We start from the raw sequence: 25,926 nt of genomic DNA, 5'->3' as shown, positions 1-25,926 counted from the left end.
GGACAGCTGCAAACGAGGATCGCATCATGGCCAAGGAGAAGTTTGAGCGCAAGAAGCCGCATGTGAACGTAGGCACGATTGGGCACGTGGATCATGGCAAGACGACGCTGACGGCGGCGCTGACGCAGGTGTTGTCGAAGAAGTTTGGGGGGCAGGCGAAGAAGTACGAGGAGATTGATTCGGCGCCGGAGGAGAAGGCGCGAGGGATTACGATCAACACGGCGCATGTGGAGTATGAGACGGCGAAGCGTCATTATGCGCACGTAGACTGTCCGGGGCATGCGGACTATATCAAGAACATGATTACGGGTGCGGCGCAGATGGATGGGGCCATTTTGGTGGTGTCGGCGGCCGATGGTCCGATGCCGCAGACGCGCGAGCACATTTTGCTGGCGCGTCAGGTGGGGGTGCCCTACATTGTGGTGTATTTGAACAAGGCTGACATGGTGGACGATCCCGAGCTTTTGGAGTTAGTGGAGATGGAGGTTCGGGAGTTGTTGTCCAAGTATGATTTTCCTGGGGACAAGACCCCGATCATTGTGGGTTCGGCGTTGAAGGCGCTGGAGGGGGACCAGTCGGAGATTGGGGAGCCTTCCATTTGGAAGTTGGCGGAGGCTTTGGACGAGTACATTCCTGAGCCCAAGCGTGACATTGACAAGCCTTTTTTGATGCCGGTGGAGGATGTGTTTTCGATTTCTGGGCGTGGCACGGTGGTCACGGGGCGTGTGGAGCGTGGTGTGATCAAGGTGGGCGATGAGATTGAGATAGTGGGTTTGCGTCCCACCCAGAAGACGGTGTGTACGGGGGTGGAGATGTTCAGGAAGCTGCTGGACGAGGGGCGTGCGGGCGACAACATTGGGGTGTTGCTGCGTGGTACCAAGCGTGAGGAGGTGGAGCGTGGGCAGGTGTTAGCCAAGCCTGGCACGATCACGCCGCACACCAAGTTTACTGCTGAGGTGTATGTGCTCTCCAAGGAGGAGGGGGGTCGGCATACGCCGTTTTTCAATGGTTACCGGCCGCAGTTTTATTTTCGCACCACGGATGTGACGGGTGCCATTGAGTTGCCGGCGGGCACTGAGATGGTGATGCCCGGGGACAATGTGTCGCTGACGGTCAGCCTCATTGCTCCCATTGCGATGGAGGAGGGTTTGCGCTTTGCCATTCGTGAGGGCGGGCGCACAGTGGGCGCCGGCGTAGTGGCGAAAATCATCGAGTAGCGGCTGGGGATGAGATCTGGACGGCCCCGCGCGAGCGAGGTTTTACGGACTTACGTATAGGCCAGTAGCTCAATTGGTAGAGCGTCGGTCTCCAAAACCGAAGGTTGGGGGTTCGAGACCCTCCTGGCCTGCCCGGTTCTGCTGCGGGGCGTGGGAAACGGCTGTACGCGCGCTGCCTGGCGGGCAATTCCGGAAGGCGAACTCATGAACGAAGCGAGCGGCGTGACGGTCGGCGATAAGGTCAAGCTGACCCTGGCGGGGCTGTGCGTGGTGGCCGGAATCGCAGGTTTTTATTACCTGCGCGATGCCGTCTTAGTGTTGCGGGTGCTGGCGGTACTGGCGGGCTTGGGGGCGGCTGCCGCCATCGGCTGGTTCACGTCGCCCGGGGCTCGCTTCGTGGAGTTCGCCCGCGAGTCCATCGAGGAAACCAAGCGGGTAGTGTGGCCCACCCGAAAGGAGACACTGCAGACGACAGGCGTGGTGCTCGCTTTCGTCATGGTGATGGCAATCTTCTTGTGGCTGGTGGACGCCGGCTTGTTGCTGGTGGTGAGATGGTTGATGGGCGAGGGGAGCGCATGAGCAAGCGCTGGTACGTAGTACACGCCTACTCTGGCTTCGAAAAGAGCGTTGCTCGGGCCCTCAAGGAGCGCATCGAACGCTCCGGCATGCAGGACAAGTTCGGTCAGATCCTGGTGCCGGTGGAAGAGGTGGTGGAAATGAAGGGGGGGCAAAAGTCCATCTCCGAGCGCAAGTTCTTTCCGGGCTACGTTCTAGTGGAGATGGAAATGAACGACGAGACCTGGCACCTGGTAAAGAGCACGCCCAAGGTGACCGGCTTCGTCGGGGGCACGGCTACAAAACCCACGCCGATCAGCGCCAAGGAGGTGGAGGCGATCCTGCGCCAGATCCAGGAAGGAGTGGAGAAACCCAAGCCTAAGGTGCTGTTCGAGGTGGGGGAGATGGTGCGCGTCAAGGAAGGCCCGTTCACCGACTTCCACGGCACCGTGGAGGACGTGAATTACGACAAGAGCAAGCTGCGGGTCGCGGTATCCATCTTCGGCCGCTCGACGCCGGTGGAGCTGGACTTCGGGCAGGTGGAAAAGGCTTGATAAGGAGTCGAGATGGCAAAGAAGATCGTCGGGTACATCAAGCTGCAAGTACCGGCAGGGAAGGCGAACCCCAGCCCGCCCATCGGCCCGGCACTGGGCCAGCGCGGGCTCAATATCATGGAATTCTGCAAGGCGTTCAACGCCCAGACCCAAGGGATGGAGCCGGGGCTTCCGGTGCCGGTCATCATCACCGCCTATGCGGACAAAAGCTTTACCTTCGTCCTGAAGACACCGCCTGCATCCGTGCTGATCAAGAAAGAAGCTGGCATCGAGAAAGGCAGTGCGAAGCCCCATCTAGAGAAAGTGGGCAAGCTCACTCGCGCCCAGGTGGAGAAAATCGCCACTGCCAAGATGCCGGACCTGACTGCGGCGGATCTCGATGCGGCGATGCGTACCATCGCCGGCAGCGCTCGCAGCATGGGTGTCGAGGTGGAAGGAGTGTGACATGGCGCGCGTGAGCAAACGCTTAAAGAACCTCTACGCCCGGATAGACCGCAGCCGCGCCTACCCGGTGCTTGAGGCGCTCCAGCTTGCCAAGGAGACGGCCACCGCCAAATTCGACGAATCGATCGACGTGGCCATCAACCTGGGGGTGGACACGCGCAAATCCGACCAGCTGGTGCGGGGCTCGGTGGTGCTGCCTGCGGGTACCGGCAAGACGGTGCGGGTGGCAGTCTTTACCCAGGGAGAAAAGGCCAAGGAAGCGAAGTCGGCTGGTGCCGACCTGGTGGGGCTGGAAGACCTGGCCGAACAAGTGAAGGCCGGAAACATCGACTTCGACGTGGCCATTGCCACGCCGGACGCCATGCGGGTGGTGGGGCAACTGGGCCAGATCCTCGGCCCCCGAGGGCTCATGCCCAACCCGAAAGTGGGCACGGTCACTCAGGACGTGGCCACCGCGGTGAGAAACGCTAAGGCAGGCCAGGTCCAATACCGTACGGACAAGGGGGGCATCGTCCACTGCAGCATCGGGCGGGCGTCCTTCCCGGTCGAGGCGCTCAAACAGAACCTGGCGGCGCTGGTGGAGGCGTTGCAGAAGGCCCGACCGGCTGGTGCCAAGGGAGTGTATTTGAAGCGGATTTCCGTCTCCCCGACGATGGGCGCCGGCATCCGGGTGGATCACACGAGTTTGAATGCGTGAGGAGAACGACCTTGGCCCTGAAGCTGGAACAGAAGCAAGCGGTCGTGGCGGAGCTGGGTGAACGCCTGGCGAACGCTCAGGCGGTGGTGCTTGCCGAATATAGCGGACTGAGTGTGGCGGACATGACCAGCCTGCGGGCGACGGCACGCAAATCTGGCGTCTACCTGAAAGTATTGAAAAACACTCTGGTGCGCCGGGCGGTGGCCGACACCCCGTTTGCCGGGCTCGCCGAGTACATGTCTGGGCCGCTCGCCTATGGGATCAGTCCCGATCCGGTGGCAGTAGCAAAGGTCCTGCATGAGTTTGCCAAGACGAACGAGAAGTTCGTCATCAAGGCAGGGGCCATGCGCAATCAAGTGATGTCCGCCAAGGACGTCTCGAGCCTGGCCCAGTTGCCGAGCCGGGAAGAGCTGCTCGGCAAGCTCCTGGGTACCATGCAGGCGCCCGTGGCGCAGTTTGTGCGCACGCTGAACGAGGTGCCTGCTCGCTTCGTGCGGACGCTCGCGGCGGTGCGCGATCAGAAACAGAAGCAGGCCGCTTGAGCGGCGGCCCAGGCACGCTGGGAATTTCAACCTCTCGACTCAAGGAGTAGCGCATCATGGCAGTAGCCAAAGCTGAGATCTTGGACGCGATCGCGAATATGACCGTGCTCGAGCTGTCCGAACTTATCAAGGAGATGGAACAGAAATTCGGTGTCTCTGCTGCCGCCACGGCCGTTGCCGTGGCCGCTCCCGCTGCGGCCGGAGCGGCGGCACCCGCGGCTGAGGAGCAGACCGAATTTTCCGTCATCCTCAAGGCCGCCGGCGACAACAAGGTAAACGTGATCAAGGTGGTGCGCCAGATCACGGGTCTTGGGCTCAAGGAAGCCAAGGACTTGGTGGACGGGGCGCCGAAGCCGGTCAAGGAGGGCATCTCCAAGGCCGATGCGGAGGCGATCGTCAAGCAATTGACCGAGGCCGGCGCGGCGGCGGAGATCAAGTAAGCTCGTTGAGCCCGGCGGAAAAAACGATTGGTCGAGACGGGCGCGTTTCCCTGGCGCGCCAGAGCGAAGGAAGCAGGCTGGCGGTCACTCGCCGGCCTGTTGCCGCTTGTGATGGCCAAGCAAGCGTTGTTTTGTGTGCGGACTTCAAGTTCGCGCGAGGTGTCAAACAGTCGGATGACGGCCGCAAGCTTGAAGCGGATATTTCAGTCTTTCGACTTCCGTTCTTGCCCCTTCCCGTGGCGGAGAAGCTATGACGTACTCGTTTACCGAGAAAAAACGCATCCGTAAGAGTTTCGCCAAGCGCGCCAGTGTGCTGAACATCCCGTTTTTGCTGGCAACGCAGCTGGACTCCTACAGCGCTTTCCTCCAGGCGGATACTCCGCCGGACAAGCGCAAGAATCAGGGGCTGCAAGCGGCCTTCACCTCGATCTTCCCGATCGTCAGCCATTCGGGTAACGCCCGGCTGGAATTCGTAAGCTATACCCTGGGAGAGCCGCCGTTCGACGTTAAGGAATGCCAGCAGCGAGGCTTGACCTACGCCGCACCATTGCGCGCCAAGCTGCGGTTAGCCTTACTTGACAAGGAGGCTTCCAAGCCCACGGTGAAGGAGGTAAAGGAGCAGGAGGTCTACATGGGCGAGATACCGCTCATGACGGCTACGGGCTCCTTCGTCATCAACGGTACCGAGCGGGTGATTGTTTCCCAGCTGCATCGCTCGCCGGGGGTGTTTTTCGAGCACGATCGAGGCAAGACTCACTCCTCGGGGAAACTGCTTTTTTCCGCGCGGGTGATTCCGTATCGCGGCTCCTGGCTCGACTTTGAGTTCGATCCCAAGGACTACCTCTATTTCCGGGTCGATCGCCGACGCAAGATGCCCGTGAGCATCCTGCTCAAGGCGATGGGTATGACACCAGAGCAGATTCTGGACACCTTCTTCGAAAAGGACACATTTCATTTCAGCGACCAGGGTATCGAGTTCGAGGTAGTGCCCGAGCGGCTGCGGGGTGAGGTGGCGCGGTTCGACATCCTGGGCAAGGGCGGCAAGGTTATCGTCCAGAAGGACAAGCGCATTACCGCCAAGCATGTGCGGGAGATCCAGCAAGCAGGTATCCACAAGCTCACGGTGCCGGACGAATACCTGGTGGGCCGGGTGCTTGCCCACACCGTGGTTAACCAGGAGACGGGCGAGCTCATCGCCCGTGCCAACGACGAGATCACCGAGGAGTTGCTCGTCAAGCTGCGGGAGGCCGGGATCAGGGAGGTGAAAACCATTTACACCAACGACCTGGATCAGGGACCTTACGTCTCCCAGACCCTGCGCATCGACGATACACCGGATCAGATGGCCGCCATGGTGGCCATCTACCGCATGATGCGTCCAGGCGAGCCGCCCACCGAAGAGGCGGTACAAACCTTGTTCAACGGCTTGTTTTTCAGTGAGGATCGCTATGACCTGTCCCCAGTCGGGCGCATGAAGTTCAATCGCCGGGTCGGGCGTAACGATCTCACTGGACCCAATACTCTGACCAAGGACGACATCATTGCGGTCATCAAGATTCTGGTAGACCTGCGTAATGGCCGCGGCGAGATTGACGACATCGATCACTTAGGCAACCGGCGGGTACGCTCGGTGGGCGAACTGGCGGAGAACCAGTTTCGCGCAGGTCTGGTGCGAGTTGAGCGGGCGGTAAAGGAAAGGCTGTCCCAGGCCGAGTCCGAGGACCTGATGCCCCACGACCTGATCAACGCCAAGCCAGTTTCGGCGGCGATCCGGGAGTTTTTCGGCTCGAGCCAGCTCTCTCAGTTCATGGATCAAACCAACCCCCTGTCGGAAATCACCCACAAGCGGCGCGTGTCTGCGCTGGGGCCGGGAGGGCTCACTCGCGAGCGGGCTGGCTTTGAGGTACGGGACGTGCACCCGACCCATTACGGGCGCGTGTGTCCCATCGAGACGCCGGAAGGCCCCAACATCGGCCTCATCAACTCCCTCGCCCTTTATGCCCGGATCAACGAGTTCGGTTTCATCGAAACGCCCTATCGCAAGGTCGAAAACGGTCGGGTAACCGACCAGATCGAGTACCTTTCCGCCATTGAGGAAGGTCAGTTCGTGATCGCCCAGGCAAACGCCGAGCTGGACAAGAATGGCAGATTCGTAAGCGATCTGGTCTCCTGCCGGCACCGCAACGAGTTCATGCTGGCGACGCCAGACCGCATCCAGTACATGGATGTGGCGCCGGCTCAGATCGTCTCTGTTGCCGCATCGCTCATTCCCTTCCTTGAGCACGACGATGCCAACCGGGCGCTCATGGGGTCTAACATGCAGCGTCAGGCGGTGCCGTGCCTGCGGCCGGAGAAGCCGCTGGTGGGCACCGGTATTGAGGGCGTTGCAGCCATGGACTCGGGTACAGTGGTACGGGCGCGTCGCGGCGGGGTGGTGGATTACGTAGACTCCACCCGCATCGTGGTGCGGGTGCATGACAAGGAGACGCGCGCGGGTGAGGTGGGGGTCGACATCTACAACCTAATCAAGTACACCCGCTCTAACCAGAACACAAACATCAACCAGCGCCCGGTGGTTAAAGTGGGCGATGTGATTTCCCGCGGCGACGTGATTGCAGACGGAGCCTCGACGGACCTCGGTGAGCTCGCCCTTGGCCAGAACCTGCTGGTGGCTTTCATGCCATGGAATGGCTACAACTTCGAGGACTCGATCCTGATCTCGGAGCGGGTCGTGGCCGAGGATCGCTTCACTTCCATCCACATCGAGGAGCTCTCGGTGGTGGCCCGTGACACCAAGCTTGGGCCGGAGGAAATCACCCGCGACATCTCCAACCTTTCGGAGGCTCAGCTTGCTAGGCTCGACGAATCGGGCATCGTCTACATCGGCGCCGAGGTGGAGGCGGGCGATGTGCTGGTGGGTAAGGTGACACCCAAGGGCGAGACCCAGCTTACCCCCGAGGAGAAGTTGCTGCGCGCCATCTTCGGCGAGAAAGCCTCGGATGTGAAGGACACCTCGCTTCGGGTGCCTTCGGGCATGTCCGGCACCGTCATCGACGTGCAGGTCTTCACACGGGAAGGGATCCAGCGGGACAAGCGCGCCCAACAGATCATCGATGAAGAGCTCAAGCGCTACAAGAAAGATCTGGCCGATCAGCTCCGGATCGTGGAGGCGGATGCCTTCGAGCGTCTGGAGCGCCTGTTGCGGGGCAAGACCGCCAACGGCGTGCCGAAGAAGCTGGCCAAAGGCGCGCGGATCACCAAGGAATACCTAGACGGCCTGGATCCGCATCACTGGTTCGACATCCGGCTGGCCAGCGAAGAGGCCGCCTTGCAACTCGAGCAGATCAAAGAAAGCCTGGCCCAGAAACGGCAGGAGTTCGAGCGCATGTTCGAGGAAAAGAAGAAAAAGCTTACCAGCGGCGACGAACTTCCCCCTGGCGTGATCAAGATGGTCAAGGTGTATTTGGCCGTCAAACGCCGGCTGCAGCCAGGTGACAAAATGGCAGGGCGCCACGGCAATAAGGGGGTTATCTCCAAGATCGTGCCGGTGGAGGACATGCCCTACATGGCCGACGGCACGCCTGTCGACATAGTGCTCAACCCCTTGGGAGTGCCTTCGCGCATGAACGTTGGCCAGATCCTAGAAACCCATCTCGGCTGGGCGGCCAAGGGGCTTGGCCTAAAGATCGGTGAGATGCTCAAGGCGCATGCCAAGGTCGCGGACCTGCGCAAGGCGCTCAACCTGATCTACAACTCGAGCGGACGGCAGGAGGATCTGTCCCAGCTCACCGACCAAGAGGTGCTGGAGCTCGCCCACAACCTCAAGGACGGCGTGCCGTTCGCCACGCCGGTGTTCGACGGTGCCACCGAGGAGGAGATCAAGTCGATGCTGGAATTGGCCGGGCTGCCGCGTTCCGGCCAGGTAACTCTGTATGACGGCCGTACCGGCGACCCGTTCGACCGCCAGGTAACGGTGGGCTACATGCACATGCTGAAGCTCCACCATCTGGTGGACGACAAGATGCATGCGCGCTCTACCGGCCCTTACAGCCTGGTGACCCAGCAGCCCCTCGGCGGCAAAGCCCAGTTCGGGGGACAGCGCTTCGGCGAGATGGAGGTGTGGGCGCTGGAAGCCTACGGAGCGGCCTACACCCTGCAGGAGATGCTTACCGTCAAATCGGACGACGTCACTGGCCGGACCAAGGTCTACGAGAACATCGTCAAAGGAGAACACAAAATCGACGCCGGCATGCCTGAGTCGTTCAACGTGCTGGTGAAGGAGATCCGCTCTCTCGCCATCGACATTGATCTGGAGCGGTATTGAGGTGGGCACGGGTCGCGGAGGCATACAAGCACGGGGGTGTTGGCATTACCGTCCCTCGGAGCTTTCTATGCCGACTGCGGCGGAGATTTTCGAACTGTTGCGTTGACGCACCATCGGAGACGCTATGAAAGCACTGCTGGATCTGTTCAAGCAGGTCGCCCAGGAAGAGGAATTCGACGCCATTAAGATCGGTCTGGCATCGCCCGAGAAGATCCGTTCTTGGTCTTACGGCGAAGTCAAAAAGCCTGAGACGATCAACTATCGCACGTTCAAACCGGAACGGGATGGGCTGTTCTGCGCCAAGATTTTCGGCCCCGTCAAAGATTACGAGTGCTTGTGCGGCAAGTACAAGCGGCTCAAGCACCGCGGCGTGATCTGCGAAAAGTGCGGTGTCGAGGTGACCTTGTCCAAGGTACGCCGCGAGCGCATGGGCCACATCGAGCTCGCCTCCCCCGTCGCCCATATCTGGTTCCTCAAGTCTCTGCCATCGCGCATGGGGATGGTGCTGGACATGACGTTGCGCGACATCGAACGCGTCTTGTACTTTGAGGCTTACGTGGTGGTGGATCCAGGTCTCACCCCACTGCACCGTGGTCAGCTTTTGACAGAGGACGATTACCTCAGCAAGGTGGAAGAGTACGGAGACGATTTCACTGCCCAGATGGGCGCCGAGGGCATCCGCGAGCTGCTACGCACCCTCGATCTGAACAAGGAGATCGAAAAGCTGCGCCAGGAGCTGGAAGCCACAGGCTCTGACTCCAAGATCAAAAAGATTGCCAAACGCTTGAAGGTGCTGGAGGCCTTTCAGAAGTCCGGGATCAAGCCGGAATGGATGATCCTGGAAGTGCTGCCTGTACTACCGCCGGAGCTACGACCGCTGGTGCCTCTGGATGGCGGGCGCTTTGCCACTTCTGATTTGAACGACCTCTACCGTCGCGTGATCAACCGCAACAACCGTCTCAAGCGTCTTCTGGAGCTAAAAGCCCCGGACATCATCGTGCGCAACGAAAAGCGCATGCTGCAGGAGGCGGTGGACTCGCTGCTGGACAACGGTCGCCGCGGCAAGGCCATGACCGGCGCGAACAAGCGCCCGCTCAAGTCTCTGGCCGACATGATCAAGGGCAAGGGCGGCCGCTTCCGTCAAAACCTCCTGGGCAAGCGGGTAGACTACTCGGGCCGCTCAGTGATCGTGGTAGGACCTCAATTGAAGCTCCACCAGTGCGGCTTGCCTAAGAAGATGGCACTGGAGCTGTTTAAGCCGTTCATCTTCCATAAACTTGAAGTATTGGGGCTCGCTACCACCATTAAGGCAGCGAAACGCATGGTGGAGCAGGAAGCCCCTGAGGTATGGGACATCCTGGAGGAGGTGATTCGCGAGCATCCGGTGCTGCTCAACCGCGCGCCCACCCTCCACCGTCTCGGCATTCAGGCTTTCGAGCCGGTGCTGATCGAGGGTAAGGCGATCCAGCTCCATCCGTTGGTGTGCACGGCGTTCAACGCCGACTTCGACGGCGACCAGATGGCAGTGCATGTGCCTCTGTCCCTGGAAGCACAGATGGAAGCGCGCACCCTCATGCTTTCCTCCAACAACATCCTGTCTCCAGCCAACGGCGAGCCGATCATCGTTCCCTCGCAGGACATCGTGCTTGGCCTGTATTACATGACGCGGGAGAAGATCGGCGCCATGGGCGAGGGGATGGCTTTTGCCGATGTGTCCGAGGTCGCGCGTGCTTACGAGACCCGGCAAGTGGAGCTCGGCGCGCGCATCAAAGTACGCATCCGTGAGTACGAGATCGGGCCAGACGGGGAGAAGCGGGAGAAGTGGACCCGTTATGACACTACGGTTGGGCGTGCGCTGCTCTCGGAGCTTCTGCCCGCCGGCTTGCCGTTCCAGCTGATCGACAAGCCGCTCAAGAAGAAGGAGATTTCGAAGCTAATCAACATGAGCTTCCGTCGCTGCGGCTTGCGCGAAACGGTGATCTTTGCCGACCGGCTGATGTATACGGGCTTCTCCCTGGCAACCCGCGGAGGGCTCTCCATTTGTGTCGACGATATGTTGGTGCCGCCCCAGAAATCCGAGATCATTGCCCAGGCCGAAAAAGAAGTACAGGAAATCGAGGCCCAGTACACTTCGGGCCTGGTGACCCAGGGGGAGCGTTACAACAAGGTGGTGGACATCTGGGGCCGGGCGGCAGACCAGGTGGCCAAGGCGATGATGGATCAGCTTGGCCAGGAGCAGGTCATGCAATGGGACCCCAAGAAGAAGCAGTGGATCCCGATGACCGACAAAAAGGGTGGCGTGGTCACCCAGGAGTCGTTCAACTCTATCTATATGATGGCTGATTCCGGCGCGAGAGGCTCGGCTGCCCAAATCCGGCAGCTCGCCGGCATGCGTGGCTTGATGGCCAAGCCCGACGGCTCCATCATCGAGACCCCCATCACCGCCAACTTCCGCGAGGGTTTGAACGTCCTGCAATACTTCATCTCCACCCACGGCGCGCGCAAGGGCCTAGCGGACACGGCCCTCAAGACTGCCAATTCCGGCTATCTGACGCGGCGTCTGGTGGACGTCACCCAGGATCTGGTGGTCACGGAGGCCGATTGCGGCACCACCAACGGTTTCTCCATGAAAGCGCTAGTGGAAGGGGGGGAGGTAGTAGAGCCCTTGCGCGAACGCATCCTCGGGCGCGTCACCGCAGTGGACGTCATCAACCCGGACACGGGCGACGTTCTGGTTGCCGCGGGCACGCTGCTCGACGAAAACTTGGTGGATCAGATCGAGGCGCTGGGGATAGACGAGGTGCGCGTGCGCACGCCGCTTACCTGCGAGACCCGCTGGGGCCTATGCGCCAAGTGCTATGGACGTGACCTCGGGCGCGGAACGCTGGTCAACGTGGGTGAGGCCGTAGGCGTCATCGCTGCCCAGTCGATCGGCGAGCCGGGAACCCAGCTCACCATGCGCACGTTCCACATCGGTGGTGCTGCATCGCGGACCACTGCGGCGAGTCATGTGGAAAGCAAGTCCAATGGCACGGTGCGCTTCTCCACGGGCATGCGCTACGTGACTAATGCTCGAGGCGAACAGGTGGTGATCTCGCGTAACGGCGAGGTGCTCATCCAGGATGAGAGTGGTCGCGAGCGCGAACGGCACAAGATTCCCTATGGCGCCACTTTGCTAGTTAAGGACGGCCAGAATGTGAAGGCCGGGGCTATGCTGGCCAATTGGGATCCGCACACCCGGCCGATCATCACCGAGTACGCAGGCACCATCAAGTTCGAAAACGTGGAAGAGGGTGTGACCGTGGCGCGCCAGATCGACGAGGTCACGGGGCTTTCGACTCTGGTGGTGATCGACCCCAAGCGACGCGGCGTGGCCCAGACCAAGGGATTGCGGCCCCTGGTGAAGCTGCTCGACAGGGACGGCCAGGAAGTCAAAGTGGCCGGCACCGACGTGCCGGTTACCATCACCTTCCAGATTGGCTCCATCATCACGGTGCGCGACGGGCAGGAAGTGGGCGTCGGGGAGGTATTGGCGCGCATTCCCCAGGAGACTTCCAAGACACGTGACATCACCGGCGGTTTGCCGCGAGTGGCGGAGCTGTTCGAGGCGCGCTCGCCCAAGGACGCCGGCATGCTAGCGGAGGTGACGGGTACCGTTTCCTTCGGCAAGGATACCAAAGGCAAGCAACGGCTGGTGATCACCGATCTGGACGGGGTGGCCCACGAGTTCCTGATCCCCAAGGACAAGCACGTCCTGGTGCACGATGGCCAAGTGGTAAACAAGGGTGAAATGATCGTGGACGGCCCGAAGGATCCCCACGACATCCTGCGTTTGCAGGGCGTGGAGGAGCTTGCTCGCTACATCATCGACGAGGTGCAGGATGTCTATCGGCTGCAGGGCGTGAAGATCAACGACAAGCACATCGAGGTAATCGTGCGGCAAATGCTGCGCCGGGTGCAAATTGTGGACGCTGGCGACAGCAAGTTCATTCCCGGGGAGCAAGTGGAGCGCGCCGAGGTGCTAGAGGAAAACGAGCGGCTGGAAGCCGAGGGCAAGAAGCCCGCCACCTACGAGTACATGCTGCTCGGCATAACCAAGGCCTCGCTCTCCACCGATTCGTTCATCTCTGCAGCCTCGTTCCAGGAGACAACCCGCGTACTTACCGAAGCAGCCATCATGGGCAAGCGGGACGAGCTGCGCGGGCTCAAGGAGAACGTCATCGTCGGCCGGCTTATCCCGGCAGGTACGGGGCTCGCTTATCACAACCTGCGGCGCCGTCAGGCGCTGGGGGCCGAGGTGACCGAGGGAGCCGAGGCACTAGAAACTGCGGGAGGGCAGGCTCAGGACCAAGCGCATGTTGCTTGACAGCGTATTGTTAACCCCATAAAATTCACAGTCTTTTTCGAGTGGCTGGTCTTTCTTGCCAGCCCTTGTGGAAGCGGCTGAATTTCGGTGAAGACGGGACGGCATTCATGCCGTCCCGGCTTTTTGGAACGTCAGGCGCGGCCGGGCACAAACCACGGACGCCCGGCCCTCGTGCTCGGCAAACAAGGTCAACCATGCCAACAGTCAACCAACTGGTACGCAAGCCCCGCGAGCCAAAGCGGGCGAAGAGCAAGGTGCCGGCGCTCGAAGGCTGCCCCCAGAAGCGCGGTGTTTGCACGCGTGTCTATACTACAACGCCGAAAAAACCCAACTCGGCGCTGCGCAAAGTGGCCAAAGTGCGCCTGACCAACGGCTACGAGGTCATCGGCTATATTGGCGGGGAGGGACACAATCTCCAGGAGCATTCCGTAGTCTTGATCCGCGGAGGACGGGTCAAAGATTTGCCTGGAGTGCGCTACCACATCGTTCGCGGTAGCCTCGATACCGCCGGCGTCAAAGACCGCAAGCAGGGCCGTTCCAAATATGGAGCGAAGCGGCCCAAGTCCGCCTGAGAGCCGCAACAAACACGGGTGTAAGGAAGCGCCATGCCGCGACGCAGAGAGGTTCCGAAACGCGAAGTTCTTCCGGATCCGAAGTTCGGAAATCAGGAAGTGGCCAAGTTCATCAACGTGATCATGACGCGGGGCAAAAAATCGGTCGCCGAGCGCATCGTCTACGGCGCGCTGGAGCAAATCCAGAAGCGCTCGGGCAAGGATCCGCTGGAGGTTTTCTCCCAGGCGCTTGCCAACGTGCGTCCGATGGTTGAAGTGAAGAGCCGGCGCGTCGGCGGGGCCAACTATCAGGTGCCGGTGGAGGTGCGACCGGTTCGCCGCACCGCGCTCGCGATGCGTTGGATCCGCGATGCGGCGCGCAAGCGCGGCGAGAAATCCATGGGCCTGCGGCTGGCAAACGAGTTGAGTGAGGCGGCAGAGGGCCGTGGCGGCGCCGTGAAGAAACGCGAGGAAGTTCATCGCATGGCCGAGGCCAATAAAGCTTTCAGTCACTACCGGTTTTAACGTCCAACCAGGAAGTCTTCAGCAGTGCCACGTACAACCCCCATCCAGCGCTATCGCAATATCGGCATCAGTGCCCATATCGATGCCGGCAAAACCACGACCACCGAGCGCATCTTGTTCTATACGGGTGTCTCTCACAAGATCGGGGAGGTGCACGATGGTGCTGCGGTCATGGACTGGATGGAGCAGGAACGGGAGCGCGGGATTACCATCACCTCGGCTGCCACCACCTGCTTCTGGAAGGGCATGGACCAGAACTATCCCGAGCACCGGATCAACATTATCGATACGCCGGGACACGTGGACTTCACCATCGAGGTGGAGCGCTCGATGCGGGTGCTTGATGGCGCCTGCATGGTTTATTGCGCGGTAGGCGGCGTACAGCCCCAGTCCGAGACAGTCTGGCGCCAGGCTAACAAGTACCGTGTGCCGCGGCTTGCTTTCGTTAACAAGATGGATCGACAGGGGGCGGACTTCTTCAAGGTCTTTGAGCAAATGAAGGCCCGGCTTAAGGCCAACCCGGTTCCCATTCAGATCCCGATCGGAGCGGAAGAGAAATTCGAAGGTGTAGTCGACCTGGTGCGCATGAAGGCGATCTACTGGGATGATTCCACCCAGGGGATGAAGTTCGAGCTCAGGGACATCCCGCCCAGTCTGCGGGACCAGGCCCAGGAGTGGCGCGACAAGATGGTGGAAAGCGCTGCCGAGGCCAACGAGGAGCTCATGAACAAATACCTCGAGGAAGGGGATCTCTCTATCGAGGACATCAAGAAGGGACTACGCAGTCGCACTATTTCGTTCGAAATCGTGCCCATGCTGTGCGGTTCTGCGTTCAAGAACAAGGGTGTGCAGGCTATGCTGGATGCGGTGATCGACTACTTGCCGTCGCCGCTCGACATTCCCCCGGTCAAGGGCGTGCTGGAAAACGGCCAACCGGGCGAACGGGAAGCGAAGGACGAGGCTCCCTTCTCGGCCCTCGCATTCAAGATTATGACCGACCCGTACGTAGGCCAGCTCACCTTCCTCCGTGTCTACTCGGGCGTTCTCAATTCGGGCGATACCGTCTTCAACCCGGTCAAGGGAAAGAAGGAGCGCATCGGGCGCTTACTACAAATGCACGCCAACGAGCGTGCAGAGATCAAGGAAGTGCGCGCAGGCGATATCGCGGCAGCGGTGGGGCTGAAGGATGTGACCACGGGCGATACGTTGTGCGACCCGAACAACGTGATCACCCTTGAGCGCATGGAGTTTCCGGAGCCGGTGATCCACGTGGCAGTGGAGCCAAAGACCAAGGCGGACCAGGAAAAGATGGGCATTGCCCTATCTCGCCTGGCCCAGGAAGATCCGTCGTTTCGCGTGCGTACCGACGAAGAATCCGGGCAGACCATCATCTCCGGCATGGGTGAGCTGCACTTGGAGATCATCGTTGACCGCATGCGGCGGGAGTTCGGAGTCGAGGCCAATGTCGGCGCCCCCCAAGTCGCCTACAGAGAAACCATCAAGAAGGCAGCCGAAGCCGAGGGCAAGTTCATCAAGCAGACTGGAGGCCGCGGTCAGTACGGGCACGTATGGTTGCGGGTGGAGCCCAACGAACCAGGGAAAGGCTTCGAGTTCATCGACGCCATCAAAGGCGGCGTGGTCCCGCGAGAGTACATTCCGGCGGTGCAAAAGGGCTTGGAGGACACGTTGCCCAACGGCGTACTGGCCGGTTTCCCCGTCGTAGACGTCAAGGTTACCCTCTTCGACGGTTCTTATCATGAAGTGGACTCGAGCGAGAACGCCTTCAAGATGGCAGCTTCCATCGGCTTCAAGGAGGCGCTCAGAAAAGCGAGCCCGACGCTGCTCGAGCCCATGATGGCGGTGGAAGTGGAGACTCCCGAGGAATTCATGGGCAACGTCATGGGTGACTTGTCTTCCCGCCGTGGCATCGTGCAGGGCATGGAAGATCGTCCCGGCCTCAAGGTGATCCGCGCCGAAGTGCCCCTTGCCGAGATGTTTGGTTATTCCACCACGCTGCGCTCCCTTACCCAGGGTCGCGCCACGTACACAATGGAATTCAAGCATTACGCAGAAGCCCCGCGCAACGTCGCGGAAGCGATCATAAACAAGAAATAGTCGTCGGAAGGAAAAAGTCATGGCCAAGGAGAAGTTTGAGCGCAAGAAGCCGCATGTGAACGTAGGCACGATTGGGCACGTGGATCATGGCAAGACGACGCTGACGGCGGCGCTGACGCAGGTGTTGTCGAAGAAGTTTGGGGGGCAGGCGAAGAAGTACGAGGAGATTGATTCGGCGCCGGAGGAGAAGGCGCGAGGGATTACGATCAACACGGCGCATGTGGAGTATGAGACGGCGAAGCGTCATTATGCGCACGTAGACTGTCCGGGGCATGCGGACTATATCAAGAACATGATTACGGGTGCGGCGCAGATGGATGGGGCCATTTTGGTGGTGTCGGCGGCCGATGGTCCGATGCCGCAGACGCGCGAGCACATTTTGCTGGCGCGTCAGGTGGGGGTGCCCTACATTGTGGTGTATTTGAACAAGGCTGACATGGTGGACGATCCCGAGCTTTTGGAGTTAGTGGAGATGGAGGTTCGGGAGTTGTTGTCCAAGTATGATTTTCCTGGGGACAAGACCCCGATCATTGTGGGTTCGGCGTTGAAGGCGCTGGAGGGGGACCAGTCGGAGATTGGGGAGCCTTCCATTTGGAAGTTGGCGGAGGCTTTGGACGAGTACATTCCTGAGCCCAAGCGTGACATTGACAAGCCTTTTTTGATGCCGGTGGAGGATGTGTTTTCGATTTCTGGGCGTGGCACGGTGGTCACGGGGCGTGTGGAGCGTGGTGTGATCAAGGTGGGCGATGAGATTGAGATAGTGGGTTTGCGTCCCACCCAGAAGACGGTGTGTACGGGGGTGGAGATGTTCAGGAAGCTGCTGGACGAGGGGCGTGCGGGCGACAACATTGGGGTGTTGCTGCGTGGTACCAAGCGTGAGGAGGTGGAGCGTGGGCAGGTGTTAGCCAAGCCTGGCACGATCACGCCGCACACCAAGTTTACTGCTGAGGTGTATGTGCTCTCCAAGGAGGAGGGGGGTCGGCATACGCCGTTTTTCAATGGTTACCGGCCGCAGTTTTATTTTCGCACCACGGATGTGACGGGTGCCATTGAGTTGCCGGCGGGCACTGAGATGGTGATGCCCGGGGACAATGTGTCGCTGACGGTCAGCCTCATTGCTCCCATTGCGATGGAGGAGGGTTTGCGCTTTGCCATTCGTGAGGGCGGGCGCACAGTGGGCGCCGGCGTAGTGGCGAAAATCATCGAGTAGCGGCTGGGCGAGTAAGCGTCTTACCAAAGAATCGACTACAACCCAGGCGCGTACATTAGGGTTAAAGCATGCAGAGCCAGAAGATACGAATCCGCCTCAAGGCGTTCGATTACCGCCTGATCGATCAGTCGGCGCTGGAGATCGTCGAAACCGCCAAGCGGACTGGGGCAGTGGTGCGGGGGCCCGTGCCGCTGCCGACCAGGATCGAACGCTTCGATATTCTGCGCTCGCCCCACGTTAACAAGACCTCGCGCGATCAGTTCGAGATTCGCACGCATTTGAGGCTGATGGACATCATCGACCCCACCGACAAGACGGTGGATGCGTTGATGAAGCTCGATTTGCCGGCAGGGGTAGACGTGGAGATCAAGTTGTAGCAATGGGCGGAGCGGTGGCGGCGGAACTGACACGCTTCGAGGCACGCTGCCACCGAGTCGCGCGTGACTGCCGGTCAACCGCAACCGGCGCCTATTGAAGGAAACGAGAACGATGACACTGGGACTAATAGGCCGCAAAGTCGGCATGACTCGCATTTTTGCGGAGGACGGGACCGCCATCCCCGTGACCGTGCTGGACGTCTCCAGCAATCGGGTCACCCAGATCAAGCTGCCCGAAACAGACGGTTATAGTGCCGTACAGATAACTTTCGGTAAGCGTCGTGCAAGCCGTGTGACCAAGCCGATGGCCGGGCACTTCGCCAAGGCCGGGGTTGAGGCAGGCGAGGCGCTCAGCGAGTTCAGGGCTACTCCGGAGGCCCTGGCAAGTCTTAAACCCGGCGACGCGATCGGCGTGGAGCTGTTCCAAGTAGGCCAGCGCGTGGACGTGAGCGGGATCACGATCGGCAAAGGTTTTGCCGGCGTCATCAAACGCCACAACTTCAGTTCCAACCGCGCGAGCCACGGTAACTCCATTTCCCACAACAAACCCGGCTCCACCGGCCAGAATCAGGACCCGGGACGGGTATTCCCCGGGAAGCGCATGCCAGGCCATCTGGGCTCGGTCAAGCGCACGGTGCAGAACTTGGAAGTGGTGCGTGTCGATGGCGAGCGGCAGCTCCTTCTGGTCAAGGGTGCCGTGCCCGGCTCCAAGGGGAGCCGGGTGATCGTTCGTCCCAGCGTGAAAGCGGGTGCGTGATGGACCTCAAGTTGATCGACGAGAAGGGACAACCTAAAGCGGTTCTCAGCGCCTCCGACAGCTTGTTCGGGCGCGAGTACAACGAGTCGCTCGTGCACCAACTCGTGACCGCTTATTTGGCCAACGCACGTCTCGGGACGCGCAAACAGAAGGCGCGAGGGGAGGTCAACAAGTCTCACCGCAAGCCCTGGCGCCAGAAGGGCACTGGCCGAGCTCGCGCTGGTTTTGCCGGAAGTCCTCTATGGCGTGGAGGCGGCAAAATCTTTCCCAGTTCGCCGGACGAAAACTTCAGCCACAAAGTGAACCGGAAGATGTATCGCGCCGGGATCGCTTCCATTCTCTCTCAATTGGCTCGAGAAGGGCGGCTGTCGGTGGTAGAGGAGCTTAAGGTCGAGGCGCCGAAGACGAAACTCCTGGCACGCAAACTCAAGGACATGGGCCTTGAGCGAGTGTTGATCATTACCGACGGAGTCGACGACAACCTCTACCTCTCCGCACGCAACCTGCCCGATGTGCTGGTGTTGGAGCCTCATCAAGCCGATCCAGTGAGCCTCGTGCGTTTTCCAAGCGTGCTGCTCACTCGGGGCGCGGTGGCCAAGTTCGAGGAGATGTACGCATGAGCGGATTCAACCAAGAACGGCTGATGAAGCTCATCTTGGCGCCTGTGGTCTCGGAAAAGAGTACTCTGGTGGCGGACCGTCACCGGCAATACGTTTTCCGAGTGAGTCAAGACGCTACCAAGCCGGAGATCAAGGCTGCCGTGGAGCTTATGTTCAAGACCCAAGTGCAGTCGGTCCAGGTGGCCAACGTGAAAGGCAAGAAAAAGCGCTTTGGGCGCTACGAGGGACGTCGGCGAAACTGGAAAAAAGCGTATGTGTGCCTTGCGCCTGGGCAGGAGATTAACTTTGCCACGGAGATCAAGTAAATGCCGCTGGTTAAATTGAAGCCTACCTCGCCTGGGCGGCGCGCCGTGGTGCGAGTGGTTACGCCTGGGCTATACAAAGGCCGACCGTACGAGCCCTTGATCGAGCCCCAGAAGCGCGGCTCAGGCCGCAACAACGCTGGCCGAATTACCACCCGGCACCAAGGGGGCGGGCACAAGCGGCACTACCGGATCATCGATTTTCGCCGGACTAAGGACGGAATTCCCGCCCGGGTAGAGCGCATCGAGTACGACCCGAACCGCTCCGCGCACATCGCGCTCCTGTGTTACGCAGATGGTGAGCGGCGCTACATCATCGCCCCCAAGGGCCTTGCTGTAGGGGACCGGGTGATGAGCGGAGTGGATGCGCCGATTAAGCCCGGAAACGTCCTGCCGCTTCGCAACATTCCCGTGGGTACCACCGTCCACTGCGTTGAAATGATTCCTGGCAAAGGCGCCCAGCTTGCCCGGGCGGCGGGCACATCGGTGCAGCTGCTTGCCCGGGAAGGCGATTATGCCCAGCTGCGGCTACGTTCCGGCGAGATCCGCAAGGTGCACCTGAGTTGTCGCGCCGCCATCGGCGAGGTGGGTAACGAGGAACACTCTCTAGAGTCGATCGGCAAGGCCGGGGCCAACCGCTGGCGTGGGATCAGACCCACTGTTCGCGGTGTGGCGATGAACCCCATAGATCACCCCCACGGCGGCGGCGAAGGCAAGACCTCAGGAGGGCGCCATCCTGTGTCGCCGTGGGGTGTCCCCACCAAGGGCTACAAGACCCGGCGCAACAAACGCACCTCTGCGATGATCGTTAGCCGTCGCAAGAAGACTTGATGAGGCATCAGGCCTATGGCACGTTCAGTTAAGAAAGGCCCCTTCGTTGACCATCACCTCATGCGCAAGGTGGAGGCAGCGCGGGCAGCGAACGACAAGCGCCCGATCAAGACTTGGTCGCGCCGTTCTACCATCGTCCCCGACTTTGTCGGCTTGACCATCGCCGTACACAACGGCAAGCAGCATATCCCTGTGTTTATCACAGAGAACATGGTGGGCCACAAGCTGGGGGAGTTCGCACTCACCCGCACATTTAGGGGGCACGCCGCAGACAAGAAGGCGGCGGTGACGACGAAGAAATAGGGAGAGGGGCCATGGAAACTACCGCCAGACTGTGGGGCGTGCGGCTTTCGGCGCAGAAAGGGCGATTGGTGGCCGACCAGATCCGTGGGCTTCCGGTGGAGCGGGCACTCAATATCCTGACCTTCAGCCCCAAAAAGGCAGCCGGTATCATCAAGAAGGTGCTGGAATCAGCGATTGCCAACGCTGAGCACAATGAAGGGGCGGACGTGGACGAGCTGAAGGTAGTGCGCGTCCTGGTGGAGCAGGGACCTACACTGCGCCGCTACCATGCCCGCGCCAAGGGCCGAGGAGCCAGGATCCTAAAGCCGACTTGCCACGTGTTCGTGACTGTCGGTGACGAAAGGGCTGGCAAGACGGCGAAAACTTAAGGAATATCCATGGGACAGAAGATCCATCCGACCGGTTTCAGGCTCGCGGTCCTGCGCAACTGGACTTCCCGCTGGTACGCGAATGACAAGAATTTCCCAGTGATGCTGAACGAGGACATCAAGGTCCGGGAGTACCTGCGCAAGAAGCTCGCCCATGCGGCGGTAAGCAAGATAGTGATAGAGCGGCCTGCCAAGAACGCCAAGATCACAATCCACAGTGCACGCCCTGGGGTGGTGATTGGCAAAAAGGGCGAAGACATCGAGATGCTACGCACCGAGCTGCAGCGGTTGATGGGAGTCCCGGTGCATGTGAATATCGAGGAAATCCGCAAGCCGGAGCTGGACGCGCAATTGATCGCTGACTCCATCTCCGCTCAGCTGGAGAAGCGCATCATGTTCCGCAGGGCTATGAAGCGCGCCATCACCAACGCCATGCGGCTCGGTGCCCAGGGCATAAAGATCATGAGCGCCGGTCGGCTGAATGGAGTGGAGATCGCCCGAACGGAATGGTACCGGGAAGGACGCGTACCGTTGCACACGCTCAGGGCCGACGTGGATTACGGTTTTTCCGAGGCCAAGACGACCTACGGGGTGATCGGCGTCAAGGTGTGGGTGTTCAAGGGAGAAATCCTGGGCAAGGCTGAGCAGCCGACGGCAGCCCCGCCACCTGCGGCGCCGGTGGAGCAGCCGCGGCGTACCCGCAGAGCAGGAGTGAAGAATGCTTCAGCCAGCTAGAACCAAGTACCGCAAACAGCAGAAGGGGCGCAACAAGGGCATTGCCACCCGTGGCCACAAGGTTTCCTTCGGCGAATACGGGCTTAAGGCGATCACTCGTGGCCGCCTGACCGCGCGGCAGATCGAAGCTGCCCGCCGCGCCATGACGCGGCATATCAAGCGCGGCGGTCGGATCTGGATCCGCATTTTCCCGGACAAGCCTGTCTCCAAGAAGCCGGCGGAAGTGCGCATGGGCAACGGGAAGGGGAACCCGGAGTTTTTCGTTGCCGAGATTCGCCCCGGCAAGGTTCTCTACGAAATGGACGGGGTGTCCGAGGCCATCGCCAGGGAGGCTTTCCGCCTGGCAGCGGCTAAGTTGCCGGTGCAGACCGAGTTCGTTGTTCGCCAACTGGGGTGAGCCCGTGAAACCAAGAGAGTTACGTGCCAAGTCGGTGGACGAATTGAGAAAGGAGCTGGGTGAGCTGCTGCGTGCCCAGTTCAGCCTGCGCATGCAGCACGCCACCCAGCAGCTCACCAATACGAGCCAGCTTGGCAAGGTGCGTCGTGACATTGCCCGGGTACGCACGATTCTGAGGGAAAAGGCGGGTAAGCAATGAGTGAGCAACAGGCAAAACACCGTCGCACCCTCATGGGGCGAGTGGTAAGCGACAAAATGGACAAAACCGTCACGGTGCTGGTAGAGCGCCGGGTCAAACACCCCTTGATAGGTAAGGTGATTACGCGTTCCAAGAAATACCATGCCCATAACGAGAATAACGAAGCGCGTGAAGGCGACCTGGTGGTGATCGAGGAGTGTCGCCCGATTTCCAAGACCAAGGCCTGGCGCGTGATTAAGCTGCTGGAGAAGGCGCGAACTGTTTGAGTCTTGGTATAGCTGTGGGTTGATTGATATAATTAAATATTTTCTTTTTTAGAGCAGCCTTCTCCCGGACGGGCTCCAAAACTGGCCGGTCAGCCGGGCGAGCCCGGCATCGGGTTAAGTTGGAGAGGGATGACGAAATGATACAGATGCAGTCCCTGCTGGATGTGGCCGACAACACCGGGGCGCGTACTCTCAAATGCATCAAGGTATTGGGCGGCTCGAAGCGGCGCTACGCCAACATCGGCGACGTCATCAAGGTAAGCATAAAAGAGGCAGCCCCTCGTGGTCGCGTTAAGAAGGGCGAGATCTACAACGCGGTTGTAGTGCGTACCGCGAAGGGCGTACGGCGCGCAGACGGCTCGCTCATCAAGTTCGACTCGAATGCGGCAGTGCTGCTCAACAACAAACTGGAACCGATTGGCACCCGCATCTTCGGTCCCGTGACCCGGGAGCTGCGCACCGAACGGTTCATGAAGATCGTTTCGCTCGCGCCTGAAGTGCTCTGAGGCAAAACTATGCGCAAGATCCGCAAAGGTGACGAAGTTATTGTGATCGCTGGCAAAGACAAAGGCCGGCGGGGTACCGTGCTGCGCGTGGTGGACGAGGAGCGTGTGGTAGTGGAGGGTGTGAACAGGGTTAAAAAGCACCAGCGCCCTAACCCCATGAAAGGGACCACTGGCGGCATCATAGAGAAGGAGATGCCGATTCACGTCTCCAACGTAGCCATATTCAACCCACACACACAGAAGCCGGATCGAGTCGGATTTAGGATCCTGGAGGACAAGCGCAAAGTGCGCTATTTCAAGTCCAACGGGGAAGTGATCGACGTTTGAAGGGACGGTCGATGGCACGCTTGCAGCAGTACTACCGCGAGACCGTGGTGCCCGAGCTGATGAAGCAGTTCCGCTACAAAAGCGTGATGCAGGTGCCACGTATCGAGAAAATCACGCTCAACATGGGGGTGGGCGAAGCCGTGGCGGACAAAAAGGTAATAGAAAACGCGGTGGCGGACTTGGAGAAAATCGCAGGGCAAAAACCCGTGGTGACCAAGGCCCGCAAATCGATCGCCGCCTTCAAGATCCGTGCGGGCTTTCCGGTGGGCTGCATGGTCACGCTGCGCCGCACGCGCATGTACGAATTTCTCGACCGGCTGATCTCGATCGCGATTCCTCGGATCCGCGACTTCCGGGGCTTTTCGCCGCGGGCTTTCGACGGCCGTGGCAACTACAGTCTGGGCGTGAAGGAGCAGATTATCTTCCCGGAGATCGAGTACGACAAAATCGATGCCTTACGGGGTATGAATATCACGATCACTACCACCGCCAGGACCGATGAAGAAGCGCGGGCGCTGCTGGCGGCGTTCAAGTTTCCGTTCAGGAGCTGAGCAGCCATGGCGAAGAAGTCTTTGATCAATCGCGAATTGAAGCGCCGTGCTACGGTAAAGAAGTACGCAGCCAAACGCCGGGAGCTGCTTTCGATCGCCAAGAACCAGAAGCTTTCAGAAGAAGAGAGGCACTTGGCGCTGCTCAAGCTGCAGCGCCTCCCGCGTAACGCCAGCCCGGTGCGGCTACGGAACCGCTGCGCCCTCACTGGTCGTCCCCGGGGGACTTTTCGCAAGTTTGGTTTAGGCCGGAATAAACTGCGGGAGATTGCGATGCGCGGTGAGATCCCGGGAATGATCAAGGCGAGCTGGTAAACGAATCGAGGCATGGGCTGGACTTGCGTCGTCAACGGAAGATGGGTGACGGGACAAGCAGCCTGCAGGAGAACCTAGATGAGTATGAGTGATCCGATCGCAGACATGCTGACGCGGATCCGCAACGCGCAAGCGGCGGAGAAGTCAAGCGTCAGCATGCCGTCGTCCAAGCTCAAGGCGGCGATCGCCAAGGTGCTGAAAGAGGAGGGCTACATCGAGGATTTCGCCGTCCGCGAGGTAGAGGGAAGGCCCGTGCTGGAGATCGCGCTCAAGTATTATGCGGGACGGCCGGTGATCGAAACCATTGAACGCGTAAGCCGTCCCGGATTGCGTGTCTATAAGGGGTGTAGAGACATGCCCAAGGTCATGAACGGCCTGGGGGTTGCCATCGTGTCCACGTCCAAGGGCGTGATGACGGACTATCAAGCCCGTGCTGCCGGCATCGGTGGTGAGGTCCTGTGCATCGTGGCGTGAGGATCCGGTCGTGTCCCGAATCGCGAAATATCCAATTCTTTTGCCCAAAGGGGTGGAAGTGACGCTGTCCCAAGGCGAAATCACGGTCAAAGGTCCTCTTGGGACCTTGACCAGAGCGCTGACCCGCCACGTAATCGTAGAGAAGAACGGGGACGCGCTCCATTTTAAGGCAGCGAACGACAGTGCAATGGCGAAGGCCATGTCCGGAACCACCCGTGCCAACGTGGCCAATATGGTTCAGGGCGTGACCAAGGGTTTCGAGAAGCGATTGACGCTGGTCGGAGTGGGCTACCGGGCCCAGGCGAGCGGCGACAATCTGAATCTGACGGTCGGCTTCTCCCACCCGATTAGCCGCAAGATGCCCAAAGGCATCAAGGTGGAGACTCCGAGCCAGACCGAAATCGTGGTGAAAGGCATCGACAAGCAGCAGGTCGGGCAGGTGGCGGCAGAAATCCGCAGCTACCGCAAGCCGGAGCCCTACAAGGGCAAGGGAATCCGCTATGCAGATGAGCACGTGGTCCTGAAAGAGACCAAGAAGAAGTGAGGCGAGGTTTCCGATGCTGAACAAGAAGCAAGCACGCTTGCGCCGGGCCCGCAAGACCCGGTTGAAGATCGCAGAGCTCAAGGTCCCACGGCTGACCGTATTCCGCAGCAACCTCCATATCTACGCCCAGGTGATCGATGCCAGTGGCGGGAGGGTGGTGGCAAGCGCCTCAACTCTGGAGCCCGATGTGCGCAAAGGCTTGACGCGGGGCCACACCATCACTGCGGCAGCGCTGGTTGGCAAGCGCATCGCGGAGAAGGCGAGAAGCGCTGGGATCGAGCGGGTGGCGTTCGACCGGAGCGGCTTCAAGTACCATGGACGTGTGAAAGCCCTCGCCGAAGCGGCGCGGGAAGGTGGCCTCAAGTTCTAGGACACGAGGGGAGCAGTCCTCGGGCAAAAGGCCTGTATTAGCGGAGCCGACGGGGTTAAGCACATGGCAAAAGGGCAGATCGAAGAGCGGCAGGACAACCTCCGAGAGAAAATGGTCGCGGTCAACCGGGTCACCAAGGTGGTGAAG

General features: G+C 60.2%; 31 protein-coding genes, 1 tRNA gene and 1 pseudogene. All 33 read left to right on the top strand.

The features are described 5' to 3' along the window. Positions 1-26: 26 nt before the first annotated feature. A complete protein-coding gene (tuf, locus tag V7Q81_RS02525; protein WP_333840075.1) occupies positions 27-1,217 on the top strand; it encodes an elongation factor Tu in 1,191 nt (396 codons plus the stop codon). Positions 1,218-1,275: 58 nt separating this feature from the next. Next, a tRNA-Trp gene (locus V7Q81_RS02520) sits at positions 1,276-1,348 on the top strand. 73 nt (positions 1,349-1,421) lie between these two features. After that, positions 1,422-1,796: a preprotein translocase subunit SecE gene (gene secE / locus V7Q81_RS02515; RefSeq protein WP_333840090.1), complete on the top strand. Its 375-nt coding sequence runs from the start codon at positions 1,422-1,424 to the stop codon at positions 1,794-1,796. Next, positions 1,793-2,326, top strand: coding sequence for a transcription termination/antitermination protein NusG (nusG, locus tag V7Q81_RS02510; protein ID WP_333840088.1), 534 nt, complete (start codon positions 1,793-1,795; stop codon positions 2,324-2,326). The genes secE and nusG overlap by 4 nt, the downstream gene beginning before the upstream one ends. 12 nt (positions 2,327-2,338) lie before the next feature. Continuing rightward, positions 2,339-2,770 carry a 50S ribosomal protein L11 gene (rplK, locus tag V7Q81_RS02505; protein ID WP_333840087.1) on the top strand — a complete coding sequence of 144 codons (432 nt, stop codon included), beginning with the start codon at positions 2,339-2,341 and terminating at the stop codon, positions 2,768-2,770. 1 nt (position 2,771) lies between these two features. After that, positions 2,772-3,467: a 50S ribosomal protein L1 gene (gene rplA, locus V7Q81_RS02500; RefSeq protein ID WP_333840086.1), complete on the top strand. Its 696-nt coding sequence runs from the start codon at positions 2,772-2,774 to the stop codon at positions 3,465-3,467. An 11-nt stretch (positions 3,468-3,478) separates the two neighbouring features. Then, entirely contained in the window at positions 3,479-4,009 is a 531-nt protein-coding gene (gene rplJ / locus V7Q81_RS02495; protein ID WP_333840085.1) for a 50S ribosomal protein L10, read from the top strand. 56 nt (positions 4,010-4,065) lie between these two features. Next, positions 4,066-4,449 (top strand): 50S ribosomal protein L7/L12, encoded by a 384-nt coding sequence (gene rplL / locus V7Q81_RS02490; protein ID WP_333840084.1) that lies wholly within the window; start codon positions 4,066-4,068, stop codon positions 4,447-4,449. 250 nt (positions 4,450-4,699) lie between these two features. Then, entirely contained in the window at positions 4,700-8,773 is a 4,074-nt protein-coding gene (gene rpoB / locus V7Q81_RS02485; protein ID WP_333840083.1) for a DNA-directed RNA polymerase subunit beta, read from the top strand. Positions 8,774-8,897: 124 nt separating this feature from the next. Beyond that, complete coding sequence (gene rpoC / locus V7Q81_RS02480) at positions 8,898-13,139, top strand: DNA-directed RNA polymerase subunit beta' (protein WP_333840082.1); 4,242 nt, start codon at positions 8,898-8,900, stop codon at positions 13,137-13,139. A gap of 194 nt (positions 13,140-13,333) precedes the next feature. Beyond that, positions 13,334-13,711, top strand: coding sequence for a 30S ribosomal protein S12 (rpsL, locus tag V7Q81_RS02475; protein ID WP_333840080.1), 378 nt, complete (start codon positions 13,334-13,336; stop codon positions 13,709-13,711). 33 nt (positions 13,712-13,744) lie between these two features. Next, on the top strand, positions 13,745-14,215 hold the full coding sequence (gene rpsG / locus V7Q81_RS02470) for a 30S ribosomal protein S7 (RefSeq protein ID WP_333840078.1): 471 nt from the start codon (positions 13,745-13,747) through the stop codon (positions 14,213-14,215). Between the two features lie 24 nt (positions 14,216-14,239). Further along, positions 14,240-16,330 carry an elongation factor G gene (gene fusA, locus V7Q81_RS02465; RefSeq protein WP_333840076.1) on the top strand — a complete coding sequence of 697 codons (2,091 nt, stop codon included), beginning with the start codon at positions 14,240-14,242 and terminating at the stop codon, positions 16,328-16,330. Between the two features lie 19 nt (positions 16,331-16,349). Then, positions 16,350-17,540, top strand: a complete 1,191-nt coding sequence (gene tuf, locus V7Q81_RS02460) for an elongation factor Tu (RefSeq protein WP_333840075.1) — start codon at positions 16,350-16,352, stop codon at positions 17,538-17,540. Positions 17,541-17,608: 68 nt separating this feature from the next. Next, positions 17,609-17,917, top strand: a complete 309-nt coding sequence (gene rpsJ, locus V7Q81_RS02455; protein ID WP_333840074.1) for a 30S ribosomal protein S10 — start codon at positions 17,609-17,611, stop codon at positions 17,915-17,917. Between the two features lie 112 nt (positions 17,918-18,029). Next, a complete protein-coding gene (gene rplC / locus V7Q81_RS02450) occupies positions 18,030-18,674 on the top strand; it encodes a 50S ribosomal protein L3 (RefSeq protein ID WP_333840073.1) in 645 nt (214 codons plus the stop codon). After that, positions 18,674-19,294, top strand: coding sequence for a 50S ribosomal protein L4 (gene rplD, locus V7Q81_RS02445; protein ID WP_333840072.1), 621 nt, complete (start codon positions 18,674-18,676; stop codon positions 19,292-19,294). The genes rplC and rplD overlap by 1 nt, the downstream gene beginning before the upstream one ends. Then, positions 19,291-19,599, top strand: coding sequence for a 50S ribosomal protein L23 (gene rplW / locus V7Q81_RS02440; protein ID WP_333840071.1), 309 nt, complete (start codon positions 19,291-19,293; stop codon positions 19,597-19,599). The genes rplD and rplW overlap by 4 nt, the downstream gene beginning before the upstream one ends. Beyond that, positions 19,600-20,427 (top strand): 50S ribosomal protein L2, encoded by an 828-nt coding sequence (gene rplB, locus V7Q81_RS02435; protein ID WP_333840070.1) that lies wholly within the window; start codon positions 19,600-19,602, stop codon positions 20,425-20,427. A gap of 15 nt (positions 20,428-20,442) precedes the next feature. Then, positions 20,443-20,730 (top strand): 30S ribosomal protein S19, encoded by a 288-nt coding sequence (rpsS, locus tag V7Q81_RS02430; protein ID WP_333840069.1) that lies wholly within the window; start codon positions 20,443-20,445, stop codon positions 20,728-20,730. A gap of 11 nt (positions 20,731-20,741) precedes the next feature. After that, positions 20,742-21,098, top strand: coding sequence for a 50S ribosomal protein L22 (gene rplV / locus V7Q81_RS02425; RefSeq protein ID WP_333840068.1), 357 nt, complete (start codon positions 20,742-20,744; stop codon positions 21,096-21,098). A gap of 9 nt (positions 21,099-21,107) precedes the next feature. Then, entirely contained in the window at positions 21,108-21,833 is a 726-nt protein-coding gene (gene rpsC, locus V7Q81_RS02420; protein WP_333840067.1) for a 30S ribosomal protein S3, read from the top strand. Beyond that, a complete protein-coding gene (rplP, locus tag V7Q81_RS02415) occupies positions 21,817-22,230 on the top strand; it encodes a 50S ribosomal protein L16 (RefSeq protein ID WP_333840066.1) in 414 nt (137 codons plus the stop codon). Before rpsC ends, rplP begins: the two co-directional genes overlap by 17 nt. 4 nt (positions 22,231-22,234) lie before the next feature. Then, on the top strand, positions 22,235-22,429 hold the full coding sequence (gene rpmC / locus V7Q81_RS02410) for a 50S ribosomal protein L29 (RefSeq protein ID WP_333840065.1): 195 nt from the start codon (positions 22,235-22,237) through the stop codon (positions 22,427-22,429). Next, the gene (rpsQ, locus tag V7Q81_RS02405; RefSeq protein ID WP_333840064.1) at positions 22,426-22,695 is read left to right on the top strand and encodes a 30S ribosomal protein S17; all 270 of its coding nucleotides are present in this window, start codon (positions 22,426-22,428) and stop codon (positions 22,693-22,695) included. The genes rpmC and rpsQ overlap by 4 nt, the downstream gene beginning before the upstream one ends. A 137-nt stretch (positions 22,696-22,832) precedes the next feature. Further along, positions 22,833-23,201, top strand: a complete 369-nt coding sequence (gene rplN, locus V7Q81_RS02400; RefSeq protein ID WP_333840063.1) for a 50S ribosomal protein L14 — start codon at positions 22,833-22,835, stop codon at positions 23,199-23,201. A 9-nt stretch (positions 23,202-23,210) separates the two neighbouring features. After that, positions 23,211-23,528 (top strand): 50S ribosomal protein L24, encoded by a 318-nt coding sequence (rplX, locus tag V7Q81_RS02395; RefSeq protein WP_333840062.1) that lies wholly within the window; start codon positions 23,211-23,213, stop codon positions 23,526-23,528. Between the two features lie 11 nt (positions 23,529-23,539). Further along, positions 23,540-24,079 (top strand): 50S ribosomal protein L5, encoded by a 540-nt coding sequence (gene rplE, locus V7Q81_RS02390; protein WP_333840061.1) that lies wholly within the window; start codon positions 23,540-23,542, stop codon positions 24,077-24,079. A 6-nt stretch (positions 24,080-24,085) separates the two neighbouring features. After that, entirely contained in the window at positions 24,086-24,391 is a 306-nt protein-coding gene (gene rpsN / locus V7Q81_RS02385; protein ID WP_333840060.1) for a 30S ribosomal protein S14, read from the top strand. A 78-nt stretch (positions 24,392-24,469) separates the two neighbouring features. Beyond that, a complete protein-coding gene (gene rpsH, locus V7Q81_RS02380) occupies positions 24,470-24,865 on the top strand; it encodes a 30S ribosomal protein S8 (RefSeq protein WP_333840059.1) in 396 nt (131 codons plus the stop codon). A gap of 10 nt (positions 24,866-24,875) precedes the next feature. Further along, positions 24,876-25,409 (top strand): 50S ribosomal protein L6, encoded by a 534-nt coding sequence (gene rplF, locus V7Q81_RS02375; RefSeq protein WP_333840057.1) that lies wholly within the window; start codon positions 24,876-24,878, stop codon positions 25,407-25,409. Positions 25,410-25,425: 16 nt separating this feature from the next. After that, positions 25,426-25,779, top strand: coding sequence for a 50S ribosomal protein L18 (gene rplR / locus V7Q81_RS02370; RefSeq protein WP_333840112.1), 354 nt, complete (start codon positions 25,426-25,428; stop codon positions 25,777-25,779). A gap of 63 nt (positions 25,780-25,842) precedes the next feature. Further along, a pseudogene (locus V7Q81_RS02365) lies at positions 25,843-25,926 on the top strand (30S ribosomal protein S5); the annotation flags it as partial.

Origin of the sequence: Pelomicrobium sp., assembly GCF_036803785.1 — a bacterium.
In the GTDB taxonomy this organism is placed as follows: Bacteria; Pseudomonadota; Gammaproteobacteria; order Burkholderiales; family UBA6910; genus Pelomicrobium.
Note: the sequence above shows the minus strand (reverse complement) of the source record. Positions and strands in the feature narration are given on the sequence as shown.